18 protein-coding genes are annotated in these 19,306 nt (G+C 67.4%); 7 read left to right on the top strand and 11 right to left on the bottom strand.

The genetic code is table 11. The annotated features are described in order from the left end of the window. Positions 1–3: 3 nt before the first annotated feature. Positions 4–1,953 carry an esterase/lipase family protein gene (locus tag EDF74_RS01795; protein ID WP_123728540.1) on the bottom strand — a complete coding sequence of 650 codons (1,950 nt, stop codon included), beginning with the start codon at positions 1,951–1,953 and terminating at the stop codon, positions 4–6. Beyond that, a complete protein-coding gene (locus EDF74_RS01790) occupies positions 1,950–2,927 on the bottom strand; it encodes a DUF4105 domain-containing protein (protein WP_123728539.1) in 978 nt (325 codons plus the stop codon). The genes EDF74_RS01795 and EDF74_RS01790 overlap by 4 nt, the downstream gene beginning before the upstream one ends. 210 nt (positions 2,928–3,137) lie before the next feature. On the opposite strand from EDF74_RS01790, the gene EDF74_RS01785 reads away from it, so the two are divergent. After that, positions 3,138–3,548, top strand: coding sequence for a GFA family protein (locus tag EDF74_RS01785; RefSeq protein ID WP_123728538.1), 411 nt, complete (start codon positions 3,138–3,140; stop codon positions 3,546–3,548). Here EDF74_RS01785 and EDF74_RS18050 read toward each other — a convergent pair. The 3 genes from EDF74_RS18050 to EDF74_RS01775 all read right to left on the bottom strand — a co-directional run bounded on the left by EDF74_RS18050 (position 3,545) and on the right by EDF74_RS01775 (position 8,201). Beyond that, positions 3,545–3,763: a hypothetical protein gene (locus tag EDF74_RS18050; protein WP_148045898.1), complete on the bottom strand. Its 219-nt coding sequence runs from the start codon at positions 3,761–3,763 to the stop codon at positions 3,545–3,547. The genes EDF74_RS01785 and EDF74_RS18050 overlap by 4 nt on opposite strands. A gap of 111 nt (positions 3,764–3,874) precedes the next feature. Then, on the bottom strand, positions 3,875–6,988 hold the full coding sequence (locus EDF74_RS01780; RefSeq protein ID WP_123728537.1) for an efflux RND transporter permease subunit: 3,114 nt from the start codon (positions 6,986–6,988) through the stop codon (positions 3,875–3,877). Between the two features lie 7 nt (positions 6,989–6,995). Further along, entirely contained in the window at positions 6,996–8,201 is a 1,206-nt protein-coding gene (locus tag EDF74_RS01775) for an efflux RND transporter periplasmic adaptor subunit (protein ID WP_260232164.1), read from the bottom strand. 178 nt (positions 8,202–8,379) lie between these two features. Here EDF74_RS01775 and EDF74_RS01770 point away from each other — a divergent pair, with 178 nt between their 5' ends. The 4 genes from EDF74_RS01770 to EDF74_RS01755 all read left to right on the top strand — a co-directional run bounded on the left by EDF74_RS01770 (position 8,380) and on the right by EDF74_RS01755 (position 11,873). Beyond that, positions 8,380–9,063 (top strand): response regulator transcription factor, encoded by a 684-nt coding sequence (locus EDF74_RS01770; RefSeq protein ID WP_123728536.1) that lies wholly within the window; start codon positions 8,380–8,382, stop codon positions 9,061–9,063. Next, positions 9,056–10,435: a sensor histidine kinase gene (locus EDF74_RS01765; RefSeq protein WP_123728535.1), complete on the top strand. Its 1,380-nt coding sequence runs from the start codon at positions 9,056–9,058 to the stop codon at positions 10,433–10,435. The genes EDF74_RS01770 and EDF74_RS01765 overlap by 8 nt, the downstream gene beginning before the upstream one ends. A gap of 122 nt (positions 10,436–10,557) precedes the next feature. Beyond that, positions 10,558–11,694: a PepSY-associated TM helix domain-containing protein gene (locus tag EDF74_RS01760; RefSeq protein WP_123728534.1), complete on the top strand. Its 1,137-nt coding sequence runs from the start codon at positions 10,558–10,560 to the stop codon at positions 11,692–11,694. Beyond that, positions 11,691–11,873, top strand: coding sequence for a hypothetical protein (locus EDF74_RS01755; RefSeq protein WP_123728533.1), 183 nt, complete (start codon positions 11,691–11,693; stop codon positions 11,871–11,873). The genes EDF74_RS01760 and EDF74_RS01755 overlap by 4 nt, the downstream gene beginning before the upstream one ends. Here the strand turns inward: EDF74_RS01755 and EDF74_RS01750 are convergent. The 6 genes from EDF74_RS01750 to EDF74_RS01725 form a co-directional block, all read right to left on the bottom strand. Next, positions 11,830–12,768, bottom strand: a complete 939-nt coding sequence (locus tag EDF74_RS01750; RefSeq protein WP_123728532.1) for a LysR family transcriptional regulator — start codon at positions 12,766–12,768, stop codon at positions 11,830–11,832. The genes EDF74_RS01755 and EDF74_RS01750 overlap by 44 nt on opposite strands. A 60-nt stretch (positions 12,769–12,828) precedes the next feature. Beyond that, a complete protein-coding gene (locus EDF74_RS01745) occupies positions 12,829–13,707 on the bottom strand; it encodes an SDR family NAD(P)-dependent oxidoreductase (RefSeq protein ID WP_123728531.1) in 879 nt (292 codons plus the stop codon). Positions 13,708–13,793: 86 nt separating this feature from the next. Then, positions 13,794–14,177 (bottom strand): YbjQ family protein, encoded by a 384-nt coding sequence (locus EDF74_RS01740; RefSeq protein WP_123728530.1) that lies wholly within the window; start codon positions 14,175–14,177, stop codon positions 13,794–13,796. Between the two features lie 60 nt (positions 14,178–14,237). Then, on the bottom strand, positions 14,238–14,597 hold the full coding sequence (locus tag EDF74_RS01735) for a hypothetical protein (protein WP_148045897.1): 360 nt from the start codon (positions 14,595–14,597) through the stop codon (positions 14,238–14,240). 190 nt (positions 14,598–14,787) lie between these two features. Beyond that, positions 14,788–15,084: a hypothetical protein gene (locus EDF74_RS01730; protein ID WP_221180322.1), complete on the bottom strand. Its 297-nt coding sequence runs from the start codon at positions 15,082–15,084 to the stop codon at positions 14,788–14,790. A gap of 98 nt (positions 15,085–15,182) precedes the next feature. Beyond that, positions 15,183–16,700, bottom strand: a complete 1,518-nt coding sequence (locus EDF74_RS01725; protein WP_260232163.1) for an alpha/beta hydrolase — start codon at positions 16,698–16,700, stop codon at positions 15,183–15,185. 158 nt (positions 16,701–16,858) lie between these two features. Between EDF74_RS01725 and EDF74_RS01720 the strand changes: the two genes are divergently transcribed. Then, complete coding sequence (locus EDF74_RS01720) at positions 16,859–18,568, top strand: histidine kinase (protein ID WP_123728528.1); 1,710 nt, start codon at positions 16,859–16,861, stop codon at positions 18,566–18,568. After that, the gene (locus tag EDF74_RS01715; protein WP_123728527.1) at positions 18,556–19,260 is read left to right on the top strand and encodes a LytR/AlgR family response regulator transcription factor; all 705 of its coding nucleotides are present in this window, start codon (positions 18,556–18,558) and stop codon (positions 19,258–19,260) included. The genes EDF74_RS01720 and EDF74_RS01715 overlap by 13 nt, the downstream gene beginning before the upstream one ends. Positions 19,261–19,306: the final 46 nt, after the last annotated feature.

Here is a 19,306-nt window from a genome sequence, read left to right as displayed (position 1 = left end):
CCCTTACGGATGCGTGTCGCCGACCTCTTCAAGATCCTCACGCAGGATGCGGCGGATCTCCAGCACGGCCTGCGGGGTTTCCTGCACGCTGTGCCCGGAGAGGATCACCTTCTCCGACACCGCCCCCTCCAGGTGCGCGCTCCAGTAAGGCACCAGGCCATCATCGGACTGCAGCAACGGCACTTCCGGTTTGCGCTGGGCGATGATCGAGTGGTACTTCAGCCCCGGCGTGATCGGCAGCGCACCGGCGGCCTTCACGAACGGATCGCTGGCCTTGAGGTTGTCGATGCTGTTGGGAATCTGCAGCTTGGTGGTGCTGTTGGCCGATTCGGATTCCTGCAGGGTCACGAACACATCCTCGAACTTGCCCAACAGGGTGATCGGCAGCCGCACCAGCCGCCCGATCAGGCGTCCCAGCCGATTGCCGGCGATGTCCGTGCCCTTGTGCGGGGCGGCGATGAAGATCGCCCGCTCCACGTTCGGTTCGGCGGTGAAATGCAGCAGCGGCCCCAGCTTGGTTTCCACCCGTTTCAGGCGCTCGCCCTTGAGGTCGTAGTTGGCCAGCAGATCGTTCCACAGCACATCACCGGAGGAGGTCACCAGCAGGCGCGCGAGCACACCGCCCATGCTGTGGCCGATGAACACCATGTCCTTGGAAGCCGGCGTGATGCCGGTCGGGTCAAAGTGTTTGAGCGTGTTGTTGAACGCCTGGTTGATCTCGTAGCGGTTGAGCGCGATCGGGGCGTTGGTGGGGTAATACACCTGCCAGACCTGGAAATGCCGGCGCAGTTCGGGATCGCCCATGATCTCGTTGGCCACGTTCACCCACGCTTCCGGGCTGCTGCCCAGGCCGTGCAGCATGAAGATGATGCGGCGATTGGGATCCCACGGCTGCATCAGGTACATGTGCGGCGCGCCGATGCCCTCGCTCAGGCCGAACAGCGTGCGCAGCGACTGGGTGGCAAAGCCGGACTGCGCCAGCCAGATACCGTAGGCAGCGGTGAAGTTGCCGGCCAGCGGCACCTTCTCACCGTGCAGGTCCACGCGCTCGGTGGATTCGGGCGAGTACACCTCGAACAGTACCTGGGTCGTATCAAGCACCTGCTGCAGGGTGTCGCCCTTGAAGCGCAGCAGCGCGGTGGCGTTGATCGCCGACATCTCGCTGTACTGCGGAATCTCCACCTTTTCGCCATCGGCGGGGGCCACCAGCTTGGGCGGGTCCATGATCACCACCAGCTCGGCACCGAAGCCATCACGGCGATAAGTACTGCGCAGGCCGGCGAAGCTCAGCGCCGAGGCGGACACCATCCGGGTCGGGATCGTCTGCATCCGCAGCTCGTCGAAATCGGCGGTCAGCGTCCAGCGCTCGCCCGCCACGGCGGCATTGTAATCCTCGCCTTCCAGCGCGCTCTCGCGGCTGCGCTTGAACACCACCGAGGCGGTCTGTTCGGCGGCGTAATTGTAGTAATCGCGCACCTGGGTCTGGCGATCCTCGAAGGCGCGGTCGGAGGGGGTGCGGCCGCTGAAGAACAGGTACGCATAGGCATAGCGTGCCGCTTCCAGCCAGGCGTCCAGCGCCGCATCGGACATCGGTGTCTTTTCGCGGTCCTTGGGCTTGGGGGTCAGCGCCAGCGCCGTCTTCACCCACAGCTCGGACTGCGCGGACAGGCGCTGCTCTTCGGGCAGCACGTCGGTATGTCCCAGCGTCTTCTGGCACGCGGCCACGTCCTTCTCGCACTGCGCCACGTCCATCCCGATCACGCTCAGCGTCTCCTGCGAGGCAGCACTGAGCTTGCCCGAGGTCAGCACGTCACCGCGCTTGTTGGCGAGGTAGTCGGTCGGCGCCACCTGCTTCATGGTGACCATCGCACAGCCACTGGACAGCAGCAGCGAGAGCACCACGGCCAGCATCGGCAACTCGCGGTGCGGCAACAGCTTCAATGCGGAACTCATGGAACGCTTCCCTGCCCTGTCCCCGGGACGCCCCGGCGGATCACCTGTGAAAAATCATCGGTCTCGCTGCTTGCCCGCGCACGGTCGGTAATCCGCCCGCGCGCTTTCAACGTCTCGAACGGTACGCCGGGCGTGAGTACGCCCAGGTCACGCGCGTACTCGGCGAAGTAGCCCGAGGCCAGCAGCCGGTAGTCCATCGGCAGCCCCGGCGCGATCTGCTTGGCCAGTTCGTACACGATGGTGGTGCAGTTGCTGGTCAGGGTGTTGTAGAACGCCGGTGCGGCGTCGAGCTTGCGGGCCTCGCCGAGGTAGGACACGAACAAGGCCTGGAGCTGTTCCTGGGTCATGCCGTGCAGGCGGTACAGATAGACATCTTCGCCCCGCGCGTTGGTGCGCGTGCGCACGATGTCGGTCTCCTCCGAAGCAACCAGGGTCATCTCGAACTTGCGGAAGAACCCGCCCAGTGCGGAGAAGGACTCGCCGCGCTCCTTGCGGATCTCCAGCGAGAACACCAGGTAGCGGCCATCATCGAACCCGAACGAGATCAGCGTGTGCGCGATCGCCGGGCCCATCCAGTAGGACATGATCAGGTCGGCCGAGCGCAGCTGGTCCAGGTTGTACTCGCGGCGCACCCAGCGCGCGTCGTAGTCGGTCTCGCTGCGCCAGGTGAAGTCACGCACGTTGTCCAGCACCACCCGTGGGCCATCGACCTCGACCACCTTCAGGCGCTGGGCGACGTCGTCGGCCCAGATCCGATCCTGGCGGGGAGTGAGCAGCAGCCACCAGATGCCCGAGAGCACCAGTGCCACGCCGTACAGGACGCCCGGCCAGCGCCCGGCGCGCGCACGCGCGACGCCGATCGCGCCGGTGACGGCGAACACCGCCCACAGGCCCACCAGCAGATACCGCAACCAGCCTGGACCGGGCAGCTGATAGGCCAGCAAACCGGTGATCCACAGCGCCGCCAGCAGCATCAGCAGCGCCAGCCCCCATCGTCCTGCCTTCTTCACGCATCGATCCGTCGTCTATCCGGGGCGCTAGTTAGCCATAAGGCCTGTGTGCGCTGCATGTCGAGCCTGTTCAGCTTCGGGCCGCCGTTCACCCCGGGACCCGGCACCACATGGCGTCGCCTGCCCACCCAATCGCATACTTGGTCACCAACGGCTACCCGGGAAGCGCCCCTCATGCAGGGATTGACCACCATCGGCGGCGTGCCGATCCAGTGCCACCATCTGCTGCGCTGCCATTGCGGCGCCGTCGTCCTGCGTCTGCACCTGCCCGACGGCGTGGTCTCGCCGCGGCGTTGCGACTGCTCCATGTGCCGCCGCCGCGGCGCGATCGTGGCCTCGGTGAAGCTGGCGGATCTGGAGATCGTGCAGGGCCATGACGAACTGCGGCTGTATCAGTTCAACACGCACGTCGCCCGCCACCACTTCTGCAGCGTGTGCGGTATCTACACGCACCATCAGCGACGTTCTTCACCGGATGAATATGGCTACAACCTCGGCTGCCTGGACGGGGTCAATCCCTTCGATATCGGCGAGGTGCCGGTGAATGACGGGGTCAACCACCCCGCCGATGCCAACCGCGCTTAGCGCCGGCCCGGGCCGACCTTCTGCCACGGGGCCATACCCTTGCGCCCATGCAGCAGCGGGCGCTTTAGGGGCAGGCGGCGCGGCATCGGGATGCCCACCCCGGGCGCGGCCGTATCGTCCTCGCGCAGTGACTCGGCGCGCTGGCCGACCAGCAGGGCCGCCACTTCTTCCAACCCGTTTCGCATGGTCCGAGCGACCGTCTGCAGGGGATTCATGGCGTGTCTCCAAGCGGTGTGGGGACGATCTACGCTAATGGCCTAGCGGCATCGAAACCGTGAACGGAATGGGTCAACAAGATGAAATCGGGGGTCCGGGGAGGCCGCCGTTCAGTGTTTTGCCACCGGATCGGGCCGGGCCTTGCCCAGGCGCCGCACCAGCACGAAGAACAGCGGCACCAGCAGGATCGCCAGCAGCGTGCCGGAGAACATCCCGCCGATCACGCTGATACCGATTTCGCGCCGGCTCACCGCGCCAGCGCCGGTCGCCAGTGCCAGCGGGATCACACCGGCCACGAAGGCCAGCGAAGTCATCACGATCGGCCGCAGACGCAGCCGCGCACCCTTCAGCGCCGCGTCCACCGCCGAGCTGCCCGCGCGGTACTCGGCCTCGGCAAACTCGACGATCAGGATCGCGTTCTTGGCCGACAGACCGATCGTGGTGAGCAGCCCCACCTGGAAGTAGATGTCGTTGACGAAGCCCGCCACGGTGGTGGCGATCACCGTGCCGATCACGCCCAGCGGAATGACCAGCATCACCGCCACCGGCACCGTCCAGCTCTCATAGAGCGCGGCCAGGCACAGGAAGATGAAGGCGATGGAGGCCGCGTACAGCCACAGGGTCTGGTTGCTGGACAGCTGTTCCTGGTAGGAGAGCCCGCTCCACTGCAGCTCAAACCCGGGCTGATCGGCCACCAGGGACTGCATGGTCTGCATCGCCTCGCCGGAGCTGCGTCCTTCGGCGGCACTGCCCTGGATCTGCATCGCCGGAAGACCGTTGAAGCGCTGCTGCAGCTGCGGCCCACGTGACCAGTGGCTGCTGGCGAAACTGGCGAACGAGGCCATCTGCCCGTTGCTGCCGCGCACATACCACTGGCCGATGTCGTCGGGCACGCTGCGGTAGGGCTGGTCGCCCTGCACGTACACGCGCTTGACCCGGCCGCGGTCGAGGAAGTCGTTGACGTAGGTGCCGCCCCAGGCGGAGGACAGCGTTGAATTGATGTCGGCCTGGGCCAGGCCCAGCGCGCTGGCCTGGGCCTGATCGATGTCCAGGTGCAGCTCGGCCTTGTCGCCAAGACCGTTCAACCGCACGGAGGTGAGCCGGTCGTCGTCGCTGGCGGCCTGCACCACCTTTTCCTGCGCGGCCTGCAGCGCCGGGCGGCCGGCAGCGCTGTTGTCCTGCAACCACAGCTCGAACCCGCTGGACTGCCCCAGCCCACGCACCGCCGGCGGTGCCAGCACGTTGACCTTCGCATCGGGCAGGTTGCGGAAGTGCGCGTTGGCGCGGGCGATGATCGCCCCGGCGCTGTGCTTGGCATCGCGTTCGGACCACGGCTTGAGCGCCATGAACCCCTGCCCCGCGTTCTGGCCGGTGCCCGCATTGTTGCGGCCGACCACCACGAACACCACGTCCAGACTGTCCTTCTCGTGGTCCATGAAGTAGCGGCTGATCTGCTCGCCGAGCGCCTCGGTCCGCGCCATCGGCGTGCCTTCCGGGGTGGAGAACTGGAACGTCACCTGCCCTTGGTCCTCCACCGGCAGGAAGCCGGTCGGCATCCGTGCATACAACACGACCACGCCGATCACCAGCAGCACGTAGAGGGCCATCCAGCGCCGCGGGTGCGCCACGATGCCGCCCAGCTTGCCGCGATAGGCGTTCTGGCTGCGTTCCACGCCACGGTTGAACCAGGCGAAGAAGCGGCCCGGCGGTTTCTGCGCGCTCGATGGCTTGAGCAGGGTCGCGCACAGCGCCGGGGTCAGTGTCAGCGCGACCAGTGCCGACAGCGCCATCGCCGAGGCGATCGTGATCGAGAACTGCCGGTAGATGATGCCGGTGGAGCCGCCGAACAAGGCCATCGGCAGGAACACCGCACCGAGCACCACGGTGATGCCGACCAGCGCACCGGTGATCTCGCCCATCGATTTTTCGGTCGCCTCGCGCGGCGGCAGGTGCTCCTCATGAATGATGCGTTCGACGTTCTCCACCACCACGATCGCATCGTCCACCAGCAGGCCGATCGCCAGCACCATCGCAAACAGGGTGAGCGTGTTGATGGTGAAGCCGGCCACCGCGAGCACGCCGAACGTGCCCAGCAACACCACCGGCACGGTGATTGCCGGGATCAGCGTCGCACGCAGGTTCTGCAGGAACAGGAACATCACCACCACGACCAGCACGATCGCCTCGATCAGGGTGTGGATGACACCCTCGATCGAGACCCGCACGAACGGCGTGCTGTCGCGTGGATAGGCCACCTCCAGCCCCGGCGGGAAGCTCGGGCGCAGCCGCTCGATCTCGGCCCGCACCGCATCGGCGGTTTCCAGCGCGTTGGCGCCGGAGGCCAGCGTCACCGAGAAACCGGCCGCGGGATAGCCGTTGAGGAAGCTGCTGGTCTGGTAGTTCTCCGCGCCGATCTCCACCCGCGCCACATCGCTCAGGTGCACGGCCGCGCCGCTGGGCAGGGTGCGCAGGATGATCGCGCGGAACTGCTCGGCGGTCTGCAGCCGCGACTGGGCGGTGACGGTCGCGTTGAGCGCCTGCTCCGGTCCGGTGGGCAGCGCACCCAGCTCACCGGCGGTGACCTGGGTGTTCTGCGCCTGGATCGCGGTGCGCACATCCGAGGGCATCAGATCGAAGGCACGCAGCTTGTGCGGGTCCAGCCAGATGCGCATCGCATAGGGCGAGCCGAACACGTTGATCTCGCCCACGCCGGGAATGCGGCTGATCGGGTCCTGCACGTTGCTGACCAGGAAATCGGAGACGTCCACCCGCTCCATGCGCCGGTGGGTGTCATACAGCGACACCACCATCAGCGAATCGCCCTGTGATTTGGCAACGGTGACGCCCTGCTGCTGTACTTCCTGCGGCAGCCGGTTGATCGCCTGGTTGACGCTGTTCTGCACCTGCACCTGGGCGATGTCCGGGTTGGCGCGCTGGTCGAAAGTGACCGTGATCCGCGCCTGGCCCGAAGACGAGCTGGTGGAGGAGAAATACAGCAGGTGGTCGATACCCTTGATCTGCTGCTCGATCACCTGGGTGACGCTGTCTTCCACTGTCTGCGCCGAGGCGCCGGTGTAGTTGGCGGTGATGTTGACCTGCGGTGGCGCGATATCCGGGTACTGCTCCACCGGCAGCTGGGTCACCGCGATGGTGCCCAGCGCCATGATGCAGATCGCCAGGACCCAGGCGAAGACCGGGCGGTGGATGAAGAAGCGCGGCAGCATCGGCGGCTCAGCCTTCGCCGGCCGGCGCGGCGGCGGGCGCCGTGGCCGGTGCGGCGGCGCCCGCTAGCTTGATCCGTACCGTAGCGCCCTCGCTCAGGCCCTGGCGGCCACTGAGCACGACCTGCTCACCGGCACGCAGGCCGTCGAGTACCAGCCACTGGTCGCCCACCGCACGCGCCGTGGTGAAGGTCCGTTGATGCACGCGGCCGTCCGCGCCCACCACCCACGCCAGCGCCTCGCCCTTCGGGCTGCGGTCCACGGCCGCCTGCGGCACCAGCAGCGCCTGCTGCTGCGTGCCCTGGCCGACCTGGGCGCGCACGTACATGCCGGGCAACAGCTGCCCCTCTGGATTCGGGAACTGGGCCCGCAGGGTGATGCTACCGGTTTCCTGGTCCACATCGATGTCGGCGAATTCCAGCGTGCCGGTCAGGGCGTAGTCGGTGCCATCGGAGAGCTTGAGCTGCACCGGCGCGGTGGTCGCCTCCACGCCGCCCTCGGCGATTGCGCGGCGCAGTGCCAGGTACTCGTTGCTGGATTGGGTGATATCCACGTTCATCGGATCCACCTGCTGGATCCGCGCCAGTGGCTCGGCCTGGCCGTTGGTCACCAGCGCGCCCGGGGTGAACAGCGCGCGGCCGATCCGCCCGCTGATCGGCGCGGTCACCCGCGAAAATCCCAGATTGGTTCTCGCGGTATCGCGCACCGCCTGCGCCGCCTGCACCGCCGCTTCGGCCTGCTGGTGGGTGGCCACTGCATCATCCACGTCCTGCTGCGCCGCCAGTTGACCGACGCCGAGCTGCTGCATGCGCTTTGCACGCAACCCCGCCGCCACTGCACTGGCCTGGGCCGTGCGCAGGTTGGCCTGCGCTTCGTTCACCGAGGCCTGGTACAGCGCCGGTTCGATCTGGAACAACGGCTGTCCGGCTTTCACCATCTCGCCCTGTTCGAACAACCGCGCCTGCAATACCCCGGAGACCTGCGGGCGCACATCCGATTCCTGCGAGGCCACGGTGCGCCCGGGCAACGTCTGGGCCAGGGCCAACGGTTGCGTCTGCAGGGTGACCACCGTCACCTCCGGCGCCGGTCCCTTCGCCTTGGGCGCTTCCTTGCTGCAGGCGGCCAACGCCAACGCCACGGCCAGCCCCAGCACCGGCAGGCGCCAGGGCCAGGACAACCGGCCGGAGGCCGGGAAGGACGGGAGCGGATCAGTCATGGGGGACGGTATTCCAGGCGTGAACGGGGCACGCGGCCCGGGCGACAGGGCCACTGCTCGGGGCGAATATAGGAGAACCGGGGGGAGGATCCGGAGAAAACCGCATGAAACATTTTTCATTTGCAGTCCCCCCCGGTGGGTTGCGACGATGCACCGGTCCCAGCCGTCAAAGTGGCCCATGCCGCGCGTACTCACCATCGAGGACGACCTCGTCACCGCCGAGGAAATCGCCACGGAACTGCGCAGCCACGGCTTCGAGGTGGACCGGGTGGGCAACGGCGAGGACGGCCTGGCGATGGCCTGCCGCGGCGACTACGCGGTGATCACCCTGGACCGCATGCTGCCCGGCATGGACGGCCTGGCCCTGGTCACCGCCCTGCGCCGCCAGGGCATCACCACCCCGGTGCTGATGATCAGCGCACTCTCCGATGTGGATGAGCGGGTCCGCGGCCTGCGTGCCGGCGGCGATGACTACCTGACCAAGCCCTTCGCCTCGGATGAAATGGCCGCCCGCGTGGAGGTGCTGATCCGTCGCCACGGCCAGCCCGCCGTGGCGGACAATCTGCTGCGTGCCGGCGATCTGGAGCTGGACCTGATGACCCGCACCGCGCGCCGCGCCGGCGAGGAGATCACCCTGCTGCCGACCGAGTTCAAACTGCTCGAGTTCCTGGTGCGCAACGCCGGCCAGGTGGTCACCCGCACCATGTTGTTCCAGGAGGTGTGGGGCTATCACTTCGATCCCGGCACCAACCTGATCGATGTGCACATCGGTCGCCTGCGCAAGCGCATCGACCAGCCGGGGCATGGCCAGCCGATCCGGACCGTGCGTGGCACCGGCTATGTCCTGGACGACCATGTCTGACCATTGGCGCTCGTCCAGCAGCCGGCTGCTCGGGTTGTACTGCGTACTGTTCGTGGCCTGGTCCAGCGTGCTGCTGGGGGTGATGTACTGGCGCGTGTCGGACTACCTCAATGAACTCTCCGAATCCGGGCTGCAGCAGCGCGCGCACCTGTTCGGGAAGTTCGAGGGCCAGGCGCTGGACGACGCACTGCGCGACAGCCTGCGCTACGACCTGCACGGGGCTTACGCCTACGGCATCTTCAACCGCAACGGGCAGCCATTGGCGGGCCCGCTGCGGGCGATTCCCGATGGCCTGCGCATCGATGGGCGCGCCCGGGCGGTGGACCGCTGGTCACTGCGCAGCGGCGCGATCGACGCACCCGGCCGCGCCCTTGGCGTGGCCACCCGCGACGGCCGCCTGCTGGTGTTCGTCCGCCAGAGCGGAAAGCTGACCGCGGTCAACAGCATCATTCTCGATGCGCTGCTCTGGGGCGTCTCGCTGACCATTATTCCCGGCCTGGCCGGCTGGCACATCCTGCGCCGTCGGCCGCTCAGACGGATCCAGGAGATCGAAGCCGCCACCAAGCGCATCATCGCCGGTGATCTCGGCCAGCGCCTGCCCGTCTCCGGCCGCCCCGATGAGATCGACCGCCTGTCGAGCATCGTCAATGCCATGCTCGAACGCATCGAGCAGTTGATGACCGAGGTCAAAGGCGTGTGCGACAGCATCGCGCATGATCTGCGCACGCCCCTCACCCGCCTGCGCGCACATCTCTACCGCACCCGCGTCGGGCTGGAGGAAGACGACCCGCGCGCCGCCCAACTGGACAAGGCGCTGACCGAGACCGACCGGCTGATGGCGCGCTTCGGTGCATTGCTGCGCGTTTCCGAGCTGGAAAGTCACCAGCGCCGCTCCGCCTTCGTCGAACTGGATGCGGGTGAGCTGTTGCAGGAACTGCATGCGTTCTACCTGCCGCTGGCCGAAGAAAAGGAGCAGCAGCTGCTGCTGGAGATCGATCCGCAGGTGGGCACGCTCTGGGGCGACCGCGAGCTGCTGTTCGAAGCGCTGGCCAACCTGCTCTCCAATGCCCTTCACTTCACCCCGGCCAGAGGCCGGATCCTGCTCCGGGCGGTGGACGACAATGGCGCCCCGCGCATTGATGTGATCGACAACGGCCCGGGCATTCCGCCGCAGGACCGCAGCCTGATCTACCAGCGCTTCTTCCGCGGCGGCGGTGCCGGCACTGGCGGCGAGCCCACCGAGGGCTTCGGCCTGGGGCTGTCGATCGTGGCCGCCATCGCCGGCCTGCATGGGTTCCGTGTCCGCGCCGGGGATGCCCCGGGCGGCGGCGCCTGGCTCAGCATCCGCTGCGTGGCAGAAGGACTTCGCTGACAGCAGGCGCTGCTGCCGGGAGGGGTGAGAGTCGTTTGTATTCCCACGGCGCATCCGGATAATCGCTCGCCAATGCCGGTGTGGCTTTTCCGTTGCCTCCCGACGTACGCCAGAGAGCCTTCATGCAACGTGCCACCATCAAAACCTGGTTCGTCATCCATAAGTGGACGAGCCTCGTCTGTACCTTGTTCCTGCTGCTGTTGTGCCTGACCGGGCTGCCGCTGGTGTTCGCCGAGGAGATCGCCCACCTCGGCGAGCCGGAAGTCGCCACAGCCGCCGCCGACGCCACGCCGCGTGATCTGGACGCGCAGGTAAGCACCGCGCTGGCGCAGTATCCCGGCGATGTGCCGCTGTTCGTCGGCTGGGATCCGGACGCGCCCACCGTGTACGTCAACACCGGGGCCCGCGCGGACACGCCGCCGCCGCAGATGCACACCGCCCTGCTTCACGCGACGTCAGGCGAGGTGCTACCCGCCGCGCAGTTCAACGAAGGGGTGATGTACTTCCTGTACCGGCTGCACACCGATCTGTTCCTCGGCCTGCCCGGCATGCTGTTCATGGGCGCGATGGGGCTGCTGTTCGCGGTGGCGATCATCTCCGGCCTGGTGTTGTACGGTCCGTTCATGCGCAAGCAGCGCTTCGGCACGCTGCGCACCGGCCGCAACCGCCGGCTGGCCTGGCTGGATCTGCACAACGTGCTTGGCATCGTCACCCTCGGCTGGGCACTGGTCGTGGGTATCACCGGTGCCATCAACACCATCGCCAAGCCACTGGAACAGGCCTGGCAGAGCGAGCAGCTTGGCGAGTTCGCGGCCCGCTATGCCGGCCAGCCGCGACCGGCCACCCTGGCCTCGCTGCAGGGCGCCGTGGACACCGCCCGCGCGGCCGAGCCCGGCATGCGCCCGGCATTCGTCAGCTTCCCCGGCACCGGCTACAGCGGTGACCATCACTATGGGGTGTTCATGCAAGGCAACACGGCGCTCACCGAGCGCCTGTATCGCCCGGTGCTGATCGATGCCAAGACCGGCGAGCTCACCGCACAGCCGCAGTTGCCGACCTACATGAGCGTGCTGCTGCTGAGCCAGCCGCTGCACTTCGGCGACTACGGCAAGCTGCCGCTGAAGATCCTGTGGGCGCTGCTGGATCTGCTCACCATCGTGGTGCTGATCAGTGGCCTGTACCTGTGGGTGAAGCGCGGCAGTACCGAGGCACGCGTCACCGAGATCGAGCGCGCCGCGAAGACCGGCGGTGCCGCATGAACGCGCCGGTGCAACCACCGCGCAGCCCGTTCATCGCCCCGGCGTGGATCGCACTGGCCAGCGTGGTCGGGCTGGTCAGCGCCCTGATCGGCGACGGCGTGTTCGACGTCATCTCGTGGCTGGTGTTCACCGCGCTCATCGCGCTGGTGGTGCGCGCGTGGGTGAAGCGCACGCGTTGAGGCGGTGCGGTGGAGACGCCTCCGTGGCCAGACCCAGGAAATGGCGCAGCGCGGGCGCGGGCTCGCCGGCCGGCGTGCACAGCTGCAAGGCGAAGCGCGCCGCCTCGCCGGTGATCGGCCGGTAGATGATTTCGTCGGGACGAAAGCCGGCCATGCTGGCGGGCACGATCGCTACACCGGCCTCCACCGCTACCAGCGACAGCACCGCATGCATCCCGTGCGCTTCCTGCACCACCTGCGGATTGAAACCGGCATCGGCACACAGACGGATGACCTGCGCGTGGAAGCCCTGCCCCTCGCGCGCGGGCCACAGCACGAACGGTTCGGCCGCCAGCGCGTCAATCGGCAAGGTGGCCTGCTGCGCCAGCGGATGGGCGCGCGGCAATGCAATGGCCAAGCGGTCCTCATCGAAGTCCTGCAGCCGCATGTCCGCCGCATCATAAATCGGGGGAATCAGCACCGCCACATCGATGCGGCCCTCGCGCAGCAGCGTGAGCTGACCTGACGAGGTCGCTTCGATCAGCTCCAGCCGCACCTGCGGATGGTGCGCACGGAAGGCGCGGATCACCTGCGGCAACCGCCCGTACAGCGCGCTGCCCACATAGCCCAGCCTGACCAGTCCCGTGCGCCCGGCGGCGGCATCACGGGTGGCGAGCAACGCGTGGTCGGCCTGCTGCAAGGTCAGACGTGCTTCGGCCAGCAGCGTCTGGCCGGCAACTGTCAGCCCCAACGTGCGGTTGCCGCGCTGGATCAACTCCGCCCCGATCTCCTCTTCCAGCTTGCGGATCGCCGCCGTCAACGGTGGCTGCGACATATGCAGCCGCGCGGCCGCACGGTGGAAGTGCAGTTCCTCGGCGACGGCGACGAACTGACGGAGCTGGCGGAGATCGACCATGGGGCGGTGCCGGAACGGGAGAACAGCCCCAAGGGTAGTACGCCGGCGCGCGCGCAGGCGTCAGCGCGGCTCGATGGCGGCCTTGGCGATCTGCGGCCACTGCGCGGCGACCTGCTCCACACTGTCGGCGGACACCGCCTGCAGGTCGCGCGGATAGCGCACGCCCTGGGCCTCGGTCAGCCGCGTGGCATGGAACTGGCCATTGCTCGCGCGCAGGATCCAGCCACCCTCGGTGCAGGCGCGCGAGGCCAGGAACACGACGCCGGGTGCTACCGCCTCCGGATACAGTTCATCCGGCTCACCCTCCACGCCCCACATGCGGGTCTTGGCCACGGGCGACACCGCATTGACCACGATGCCATGCGCCGCGCCCTCGGCCGCCAGCACGTTGACGATGCCGACCGCGGCCGACTTCGCCGCCGCGTAGGCCGCCAGCCCGTGCTGCACGTACTGCGGATACAGCGCGCGGTCGGAGGTGGTCAGCACGATGCGGCCATGCCCCTGCGCCTGCATCGCCGGCCAGGCCGCCTGGCCCAGCCAAAGCGGCGCCTTGGCCGCGACCGCCATCATGTGGTCGAAGCGATCCTCGTCCACGGCCTCGATCTGTTGATACTCGACCCAGCCTGCGTTGTGCAGGATCACGTCCAGGCGGCCATGCTGCTGCAGCAGCTCGGCGACCAGTGTGGCGGCCCCGGTGCGGGTAGCGATGCCCTGATGGCTGGCCTCGACGGAGAGGCCAGCCGCACGCAGGTGCGCGACTGCCTGATCGATCCGCTGCGGATCGCTGCCGGTGCCATCCAGCCCGGCCCCGATATCCTGCATCACCACGTGTGCGCCGCGCTGTGCGAGCAACTGGCTGTAGGCGAAGCCGAGGCCACCGGCGGCGCCGGTGACCAGAGCTACCTGGCCAGCGAAAGAAAGTGTGTCGTTGATTGTCATGCAGACAGCATCCGCCCGCTGCGGCGCGGATGCCAATACCAACCACAGGAGGCTGCGATACGCGGGACGTATCGCGAGCGGGCAGCTTAGAGGTGCGTTGGTTCGACGATCACCGCCGTGCCGTAGCACAGCACTTCGGTCAGGCCTGTCATCACGTCGGTAGCGTCATAGCGCATTGCGATGATCGCGTTGGCACCGAGCATGCGCGCATGGTTGGACATGTCCCGGTAGGTCTCTTCGCGCGCCTGCTCGCACAGTTGCGTATAGATGGTGATGTTGCCGCCGAAGATGGTCTGCAGCCCGCCCAGGAAGTTGCCCACGATCGACCGAGAACGCACGGTGATGCCGCGCACTACGCCCAGGCTGCGCACCACGCGGAAGCCGGGCAGCTCCATCGCCGTGGTCACCATCGAATCGTCGAGCCGGGTTGCCGGGCCTGCGCGGCCACCGCTGTTGTAAGGATCCGCCATTGCTGCCTCTATCCGGGTTGGAAAATGGGTGGAACGGGCGCGCAGTGCGCCCGCCGGTGATCATGGGGAATCCGGCGCCTGCGATACAGCGGTGGGCGTGCCGGTTTGCCGGGGCCGTGACGGCCAACGCCATAGCAGCCAGACCAAGGCTGCCAGCGTCAGCCACACCAACGCACAAAGGATGACTGCCGTCGCCCGAAGAAGAGGCTCGCCGTGAGTGGTCTGCGGCCAGAGCCGCCAGGTGTCCACGCAAGCGACACCGATACCAGCAAGAAGGATCGGCACACCGACAACCGTCCCCACGACACGTACCCAGAGAAGACGACGGAAGATCAGCAGGACACCAAGCACCACCCCGGTGAGCGCGAAGATCGGCATGGCAATGTAGAGGGTCAGAAACCCGGTGAAATCAGAGGCCATCGCAGGCAGCGGGAGAAACAACAGCGCAGCGGCTGCCCATCGCACTGACGCGGCTACTGAATCGCGGGCTGACTTACACATCGGTCTTCCTTGCCGTGCAGCCGGTCTCCTGGGATGGCGGCCATCTTAGCCGAGGCGGACATGCGCAGGTACTGCCAACGGCCCCTGCCCCGGGCAGGCGGCGTGCCGGTCAGATCCCGCCAAGCCGGACCACCTGATACACCGCTACATTCCGCTCGGCCAGGGCACGTACCACCTCGGGAATCAGCTGCATCGGCAGGTCCACTTCATAACCGTGGGGCCGCGCGTGCAGCAGCGAGGCGTCGAAATCAAAGGCCGGATGATCGTTGGCACGCTCGACAAGGAAGGCAATGATGGCATCGCGCGCGATCCCTTCCCACTCGCCCACTTCGAAGTAGACCCGGTACAGCGTGTCGCCGTAATCGTCGGGCGTGCCGTGCACGGATGCCACCGTTGAATCGGTCATCGCGACCTCCTGTGTGGGCGTAAGCGCCGGGGCCAGCCGAAACCATACACCTCGGTCGGTCCACGGCGCCTGCACACAGGCGCAGTTACGGGCCGTTCTCAGCGCCCGCGCGGATCCACCAGATCGCTCTTGCTCCGCGCGAACACCGGCGCCCCCACGTCCAGCTCCGCATCACCCATCGGCCGACCCGCCAGGAAGTCCGTAATGCCCGCGGCGATGGCAGGGTTCCCGAGCCACAGCTCGTTGTCGTGACTGGCTCCACGCACCCGCAGCGTGCGGCTGTCGCTGAACCCCGGCCGCAGTGCCTCGGCGTTGGCGGGCGGCGTGCGCCCATCCAACGTGCCACTGATGAACAACACCGGCACCGTGCTGCGCAGCGGCCCACGGAAAGCATCGCCAAGATCGACCAGTCCCATGCCGTCCCCAAGTGCCGGGAACGGGAAGTTCAGCGCATCGCCGAACAGGCTCTCGCGTGCCTGCGCCTCGGCCAGTGCGCGGCGCTGCGGAGTCTGGCTTGAGGCCACATCCATCGCCAGTGGCATAGCGCCGTAGCTGCCATGCTCGCTGCGCAGCAGCAGGACCATCGCCGCCAGCAGGTCGTAGTCGCCGTTCTCGGCGTCGCGCAGAATCAGCGGCAGCCACTGCTGGGTCATGCGACGCCCGAGACAGGCACTGATCGCCAACTGCGCGTCGTACGCGCCGATCATCACCGGCTTGCCACCATGCATGACACTACGCCCCTGGCGTGGCTGCTCGCGCAGTGCTGCCAGCACGCGCGTGGCCGAGCTGGTCAGATCGTCGAATCCCGCCCCCTTGGCCAGCACGCTCAACTCAGCCAGCAGCGCATCGGCCGACAGCGGCAGCTTCAACGTGTCGTCGGGGCCTTCCGTCCCCATCAGCACCACGCGGTCCAGACCGGCACCGTGCAGGCGCACCGTGGCCAGCGCCAGATGCGTGCCGTAGCTCATGCCCCACAGGCTGATCTTCGGTACCTTCAGCGCACGACGCAGGTCCTCCAGATCGGCGGCACTTTCCGCGGTGGTATAAGCAGCCAGATCCACGCCCGCCTCCCGCCAGTACGCCACGCAGCGGGCGGTGACGTCACGCAGCGCGGCGAGCGCGGCATCGCGCTGCAGTGGCTGCGCATCATCGAACGTGTGCTGGTGCGGGCACGCCGGCGGCGGCTCGGACTCCCCCGCCCCGCGCTGATCAAGCAGCAGCACGTCGGTCTCGCGTCGGACCTGATCGAACACCGGCCAGCGCGGTCCGCGCCCGGTCCCGATCCCCGAGCCCCCCGGACCACCGGCCAGGTACACCACGGGCGCCGCCTTGCCATCGCCACCCGTTGCCGGCAGGCGCACCACCCGCAGACGCATGCGCGGGCCGTTGGGATCGGCATGCAGACGCGGCACCTCCAGATAGCCTGCCTCGGCGTCGATGGTGCCGTGCTTCTGCGTCTCGAACGCATACGGGGTGAACACCAACGGCGCCGGCGCATCGGCTGCCAGCACGGGTGACGCACCGACCAGGGTCAGGCAGAGCGCTGCCCACCGCGTGACCCGCAGGCACAGGCCGGGAGCAGGAGAACGGAACAGGGACATCGGGACGTTGGGCATGACGGACTCCGGTTGGGAGGTAAGGGATCGAGCGCCGAGTGACGGCGCATGCACCACGCCGCCAGCATCACTTCTCTCACCGCAGCCGAGGACGGGCCGTCCGCCGAACAGCTCCAGGCGGGGGTCCAGTGACTCCGCGCAACCGATACGATGGGCCCATGCAGATCCCACGCACCCTGACCGCCCTCGCCGTGCTGCTCATCGCAGTCGCTGCGTGGCTGCTGTTGGTCGCGCCCCCACCGGGCGTGCACTATTACGAGCCACAGGAGATGGCACCCGCCACGTTGGATGCGGATGGCGCACTGCCCACCGCACCACCGACGACACTGCAATGGCAACCGGCCAACCAACACAGACTGGTGCACTCGCGTGGCCTTTACTGGCTGCGTTGGCGCTTGCCTGCGCAGCCAGCACACGGCGCGGCCGACCGTGCCCTCCGCATCTCGGTACGCGCCGCCAGCCAGCCCTTCTGGAACGGCCAACCGTTGGCCGCCAATGGGACCGTCGGTCGCAACGCAGACGAAGAGCAACCGGGACAGGTGGACATCATCCGCGTACTGCCGCCCTCCTCACCCAGCGGCGCCGATGAGCTGGTGCTGCTCGCCTCCAGCCATCACCAGTGGTTCAATCTGCGTGGCGCGGATGCCTTCGTTGCCATCGGGCCGGCCGCCTCGATCTACGGCCACGGCATCGGACCGTGGCTGATCGCCGCGCTCGCGACCGGGGCACTCGGTGCGGCGTGCTTGTACTTCCTCGCCGCACAGCGCGGGCGGCCACGGGTGCCGGGTGCGCACGTGCTGCTGGCGCTGGGTGTGGTCGGCCTTGCACTGCCCATGGTGGAAGCATGGCGCCCGCTGGTGGGCTATGCCTACCCGTGGCACGGGCCGCGGCTGCTCGTGCTGTTGCTACTGCACTTGGCTGCAGCGGTCCTGCTCCCGGCCTATCTGGTGCGTCGCTTCGGCGTCGCCGTTCCGAAGACTGCACGCATGGTCTATCTCGCGACAGTGCTGGCGCTGGCCGCCTTCGTCCCCAGTTTCGATGGCCGTGGTGCTGCCCTCCTGCTGCTCAGCCTGCTGACATCCGCCTACGTGCTGTTGCGCGCCCATGGTGAGCCTGACGAGCGCTGGCCGATTCTGACGTTGGTGGTGGCAGGCGCGCTGGCCGTGCCCTTCGCCGGTGGCATCTTCCTCGATGGCCCCTACTTCCTGTTCCTGGCCGTGCTGATGGGCTTTCTGCTGATCCGTCACGCCGCCCAGCTGCGTACGCTGGACCACCACAACGCGCAGCTGCGCGAAGAGCGTGCCCGCCTCTCGCTGCAACTGCTGCAACGGGGCATCCAGCCGCATTGGCTGATGAATACCCTCACCGGCCTGCAGGAGCTGATCGAACAGGCACCAATGCGCGCCAGCCGCCTGGTTGAATCCCTGGCCGAGCAGTTCGATCGCCTGCGTGAAAGCAGCACCCGCCCCAGCGTGCCGATCGAAGAGGAGCTGGCGCTGTGCCGCAACCATCTGGACATCGTCGGCCTCGCGCTGGATCGCCACATCGGTCTTGAGGTCGAGGGCGAGCACAACGGCCTATGGCTGCCGCCCGGCGTGCTGCATGCGCAGGTCGAGAATGCGCTGACTCATGCAGGAGCCGTCGCGTGCGCCGGGCATCCGTTCCGCCTGAGTATCCAACGCGAGGGCGACCGTTGGACCCTGGAGCTTCGCAGCGCACGTGGCACTGCTCCGCATCGCGGGCAAGGCACGGGCACCCGCTACATCGAGGCAAGCCTAGCCGCCACGTGCCCGGAGGGCTGGCGCTTTGAGCAGGGCCCCGATGGCAACGACTGGTACGGCCGCATGGAGCTGACATGCGCATCCTGATCGTCGAGGACGAGCTGTTGGTTCGACAGCGGCTGCTGCGGATGTGTACCGAACTGGCTGGCAGCCGCGCGCGATTCGATGCCGTGGCCGACCTGGACGCCGCCGGTGACCGACTGCAGCGCAGCGTGTATGACGGCCTGCTGCTGGATCTGAATCTGGGGGGCGAGGATGGCTTCGACCTGCTGAAGCGCGTGGTGGCCGGCCGATACCACTGCGTGGTCGTCTCCGCGCATCGGGAGCGGGCGCTGCAGGCATTTGAGCATGGGGTGCTGGATTTCGTGCCGAAGCCTTTCTCACGCGAGCGGCTGGGGCAAGCGCTGGAGCGGCTGCTGGATGTTGGCCGGTATCGGTCTGGCGCGGCGCGTTACCTGGGCATCTGGCATGCGCAGGGGACCGCGATGGTGGAGCTGGCCGATGTGCTGTGGATTCGTGCTGATGGGGACTACAGTGAAGTACGTATCCGCGATGGGCGGAGTGAGCTGCATGACAAGTCGCTGGCGAGTCTTACTGCCGTGCTACCGCCGGATTTTGTGCGTTGCCATCGGTCGTATCTGGTCAATCTGACGCATGTGCGGACGTTGCATGCCGCTTCGGGGAGCCGTTACTGGTTGGTGCTGAATGATGGGGCTGAGGTGCCGGTGGGGCGGGCGTTTGTTGAGGAGATTCGCTCGACCATCGGCTCGACCGGTTGAATCCACGTACACAACCAGGCATGTAACACGCGACACAATTTCCCCA

The organism is Stenotrophomonas rhizophila (assembly GCF_003751305.1).
GTDB lineage: Bacteria > Pseudomonadota > Gammaproteobacteria > Xanthomonadales > Xanthomonadaceae > Stenotrophomonas > Stenotrophomonas rhizophila_B.
The sequence above is the reverse complement of the archived record's forward strand: the minus strand, read 5'-3'. Positions and strand labels throughout refer to the sequence as shown.

What these genes read in the sequence shown, in the direction of transcription:
- EDF74_RS01735 (WP_148045897.1), bottom strand. Translation starts at nt 14,597, where the DNA reads ATGGCCTCTGATTTCACCGGGTTTCTGACCCTCTACATTGCCATGCCG.
- EDF74_RS01785 (WP_123728538.1), top strand. Translation starts at nt 3,138, where the DNA reads ATGCAGGGATTGACCACCATCGGCGGCGTGCCGATCCAGTGCCACCAT.
- EDF74_RS01770 (WP_123728536.1), top strand. Translation starts at nt 8,380, where the DNA reads ATGCCGCGCGTACTCACCATCGAGGACGACCTCGTCACCGCCGAGGAA.
- EDF74_RS01720 (WP_123728528.1), top strand. Translation starts at nt 16,859, where the DNA reads ATGCAGATCCCACGCACCCTGACCGCCCTCGCCGTGCTGCTCATCGCA.
- EDF74_RS01790 (WP_123728539.1), bottom strand. Translation starts at nt 2,927, where the DNA reads ATGCTGCTGGCGGCGCTGTGGATCACCGGTTTGCTGGCCTATCAGCTG.
- EDF74_RS01795 (WP_123728540.1), bottom strand. Translation starts at nt 1,953, where the DNA reads ATGAGTTCCGCATTGAAGCTGTTGCCGCACCGCGAGTTGCCGATGCTG.
- EDF74_RS01730 (WP_221180322.1), bottom strand. Translation starts at nt 15,084, where the DNA reads ATGACCGATTCAACGGTGGCATCCGTGCACGGCACGCCCGACGATTAC.
- EDF74_RS01760 (WP_123728534.1), top strand. Translation starts at nt 10,558, where the DNA reads ATGCAACGTGCCACCATCAAAACCTGGTTCGTCATCCATAAGTGGACG.
- EDF74_RS01740 (WP_123728530.1), bottom strand. Translation starts at nt 14,177, where the DNA reads ATGGCGGATCCTTACAACAGCGGTGGCCGCGCAGGCCCGGCAACCCGG.
- EDF74_RS01765 (WP_123728535.1), top strand. Translation starts at nt 9,056, where the DNA reads ATGTCTGACCATTGGCGCTCGTCCAGCAGCCGGCTGCTCGGGTTGTAC.
- EDF74_RS01745 (WP_123728531.1), bottom strand. Translation starts at nt 13,707, where the DNA reads ATGACAATCAACGACACACTTTCTTTCGCTGGCCAGGTAGCTCTGGTC.
- EDF74_RS18050 (WP_148045898.1), bottom strand. Translation starts at nt 3,763, where the DNA reads ATGAATCCCCTGCAGACGGTCGCTCGGACCATGCGAAACGGGTTGGAA.
- EDF74_RS01715 (WP_123728527.1), top strand. Translation starts at nt 18,556, where the DNA reads ATGCGCATCCTGATCGTCGAGGACGAGCTGTTGGTTCGACAGCGGCTG.
- EDF74_RS01780 (WP_123728537.1), bottom strand. Translation starts at nt 6,988, where the DNA reads ATGCTGCCGCGCTTCTTCATCCACCGCCCGGTCTTCGCCTGGGTCCTG.
- EDF74_RS01755 (WP_123728533.1), top strand. Translation starts at nt 11,691, where the DNA reads ATGAACGCGCCGGTGCAACCACCGCGCAGCCCGTTCATCGCCCCGGCG.
- EDF74_RS01775 (WP_260232164.1), bottom strand. Translation starts at nt 8,201, where the DNA reads ATGACTGATCCGCTCCCGTCCTTCCCGGCCTCCGGCCGGTTGTCCTGG.
- EDF74_RS01725 (WP_260232163.1), bottom strand. Translation starts at nt 16,700, where the DNA reads ATGCCCAACGTCCCGATGTCCCTGTTCCGTTCTCCTGCTCCCGGCCTG.
- EDF74_RS01750 (WP_123728532.1), bottom strand. Translation starts at nt 12,768, where the DNA reads ATGGTCGATCTCCGCCAGCTCCGTCAGTTCGTCGCCGTCGCCGAGGAA.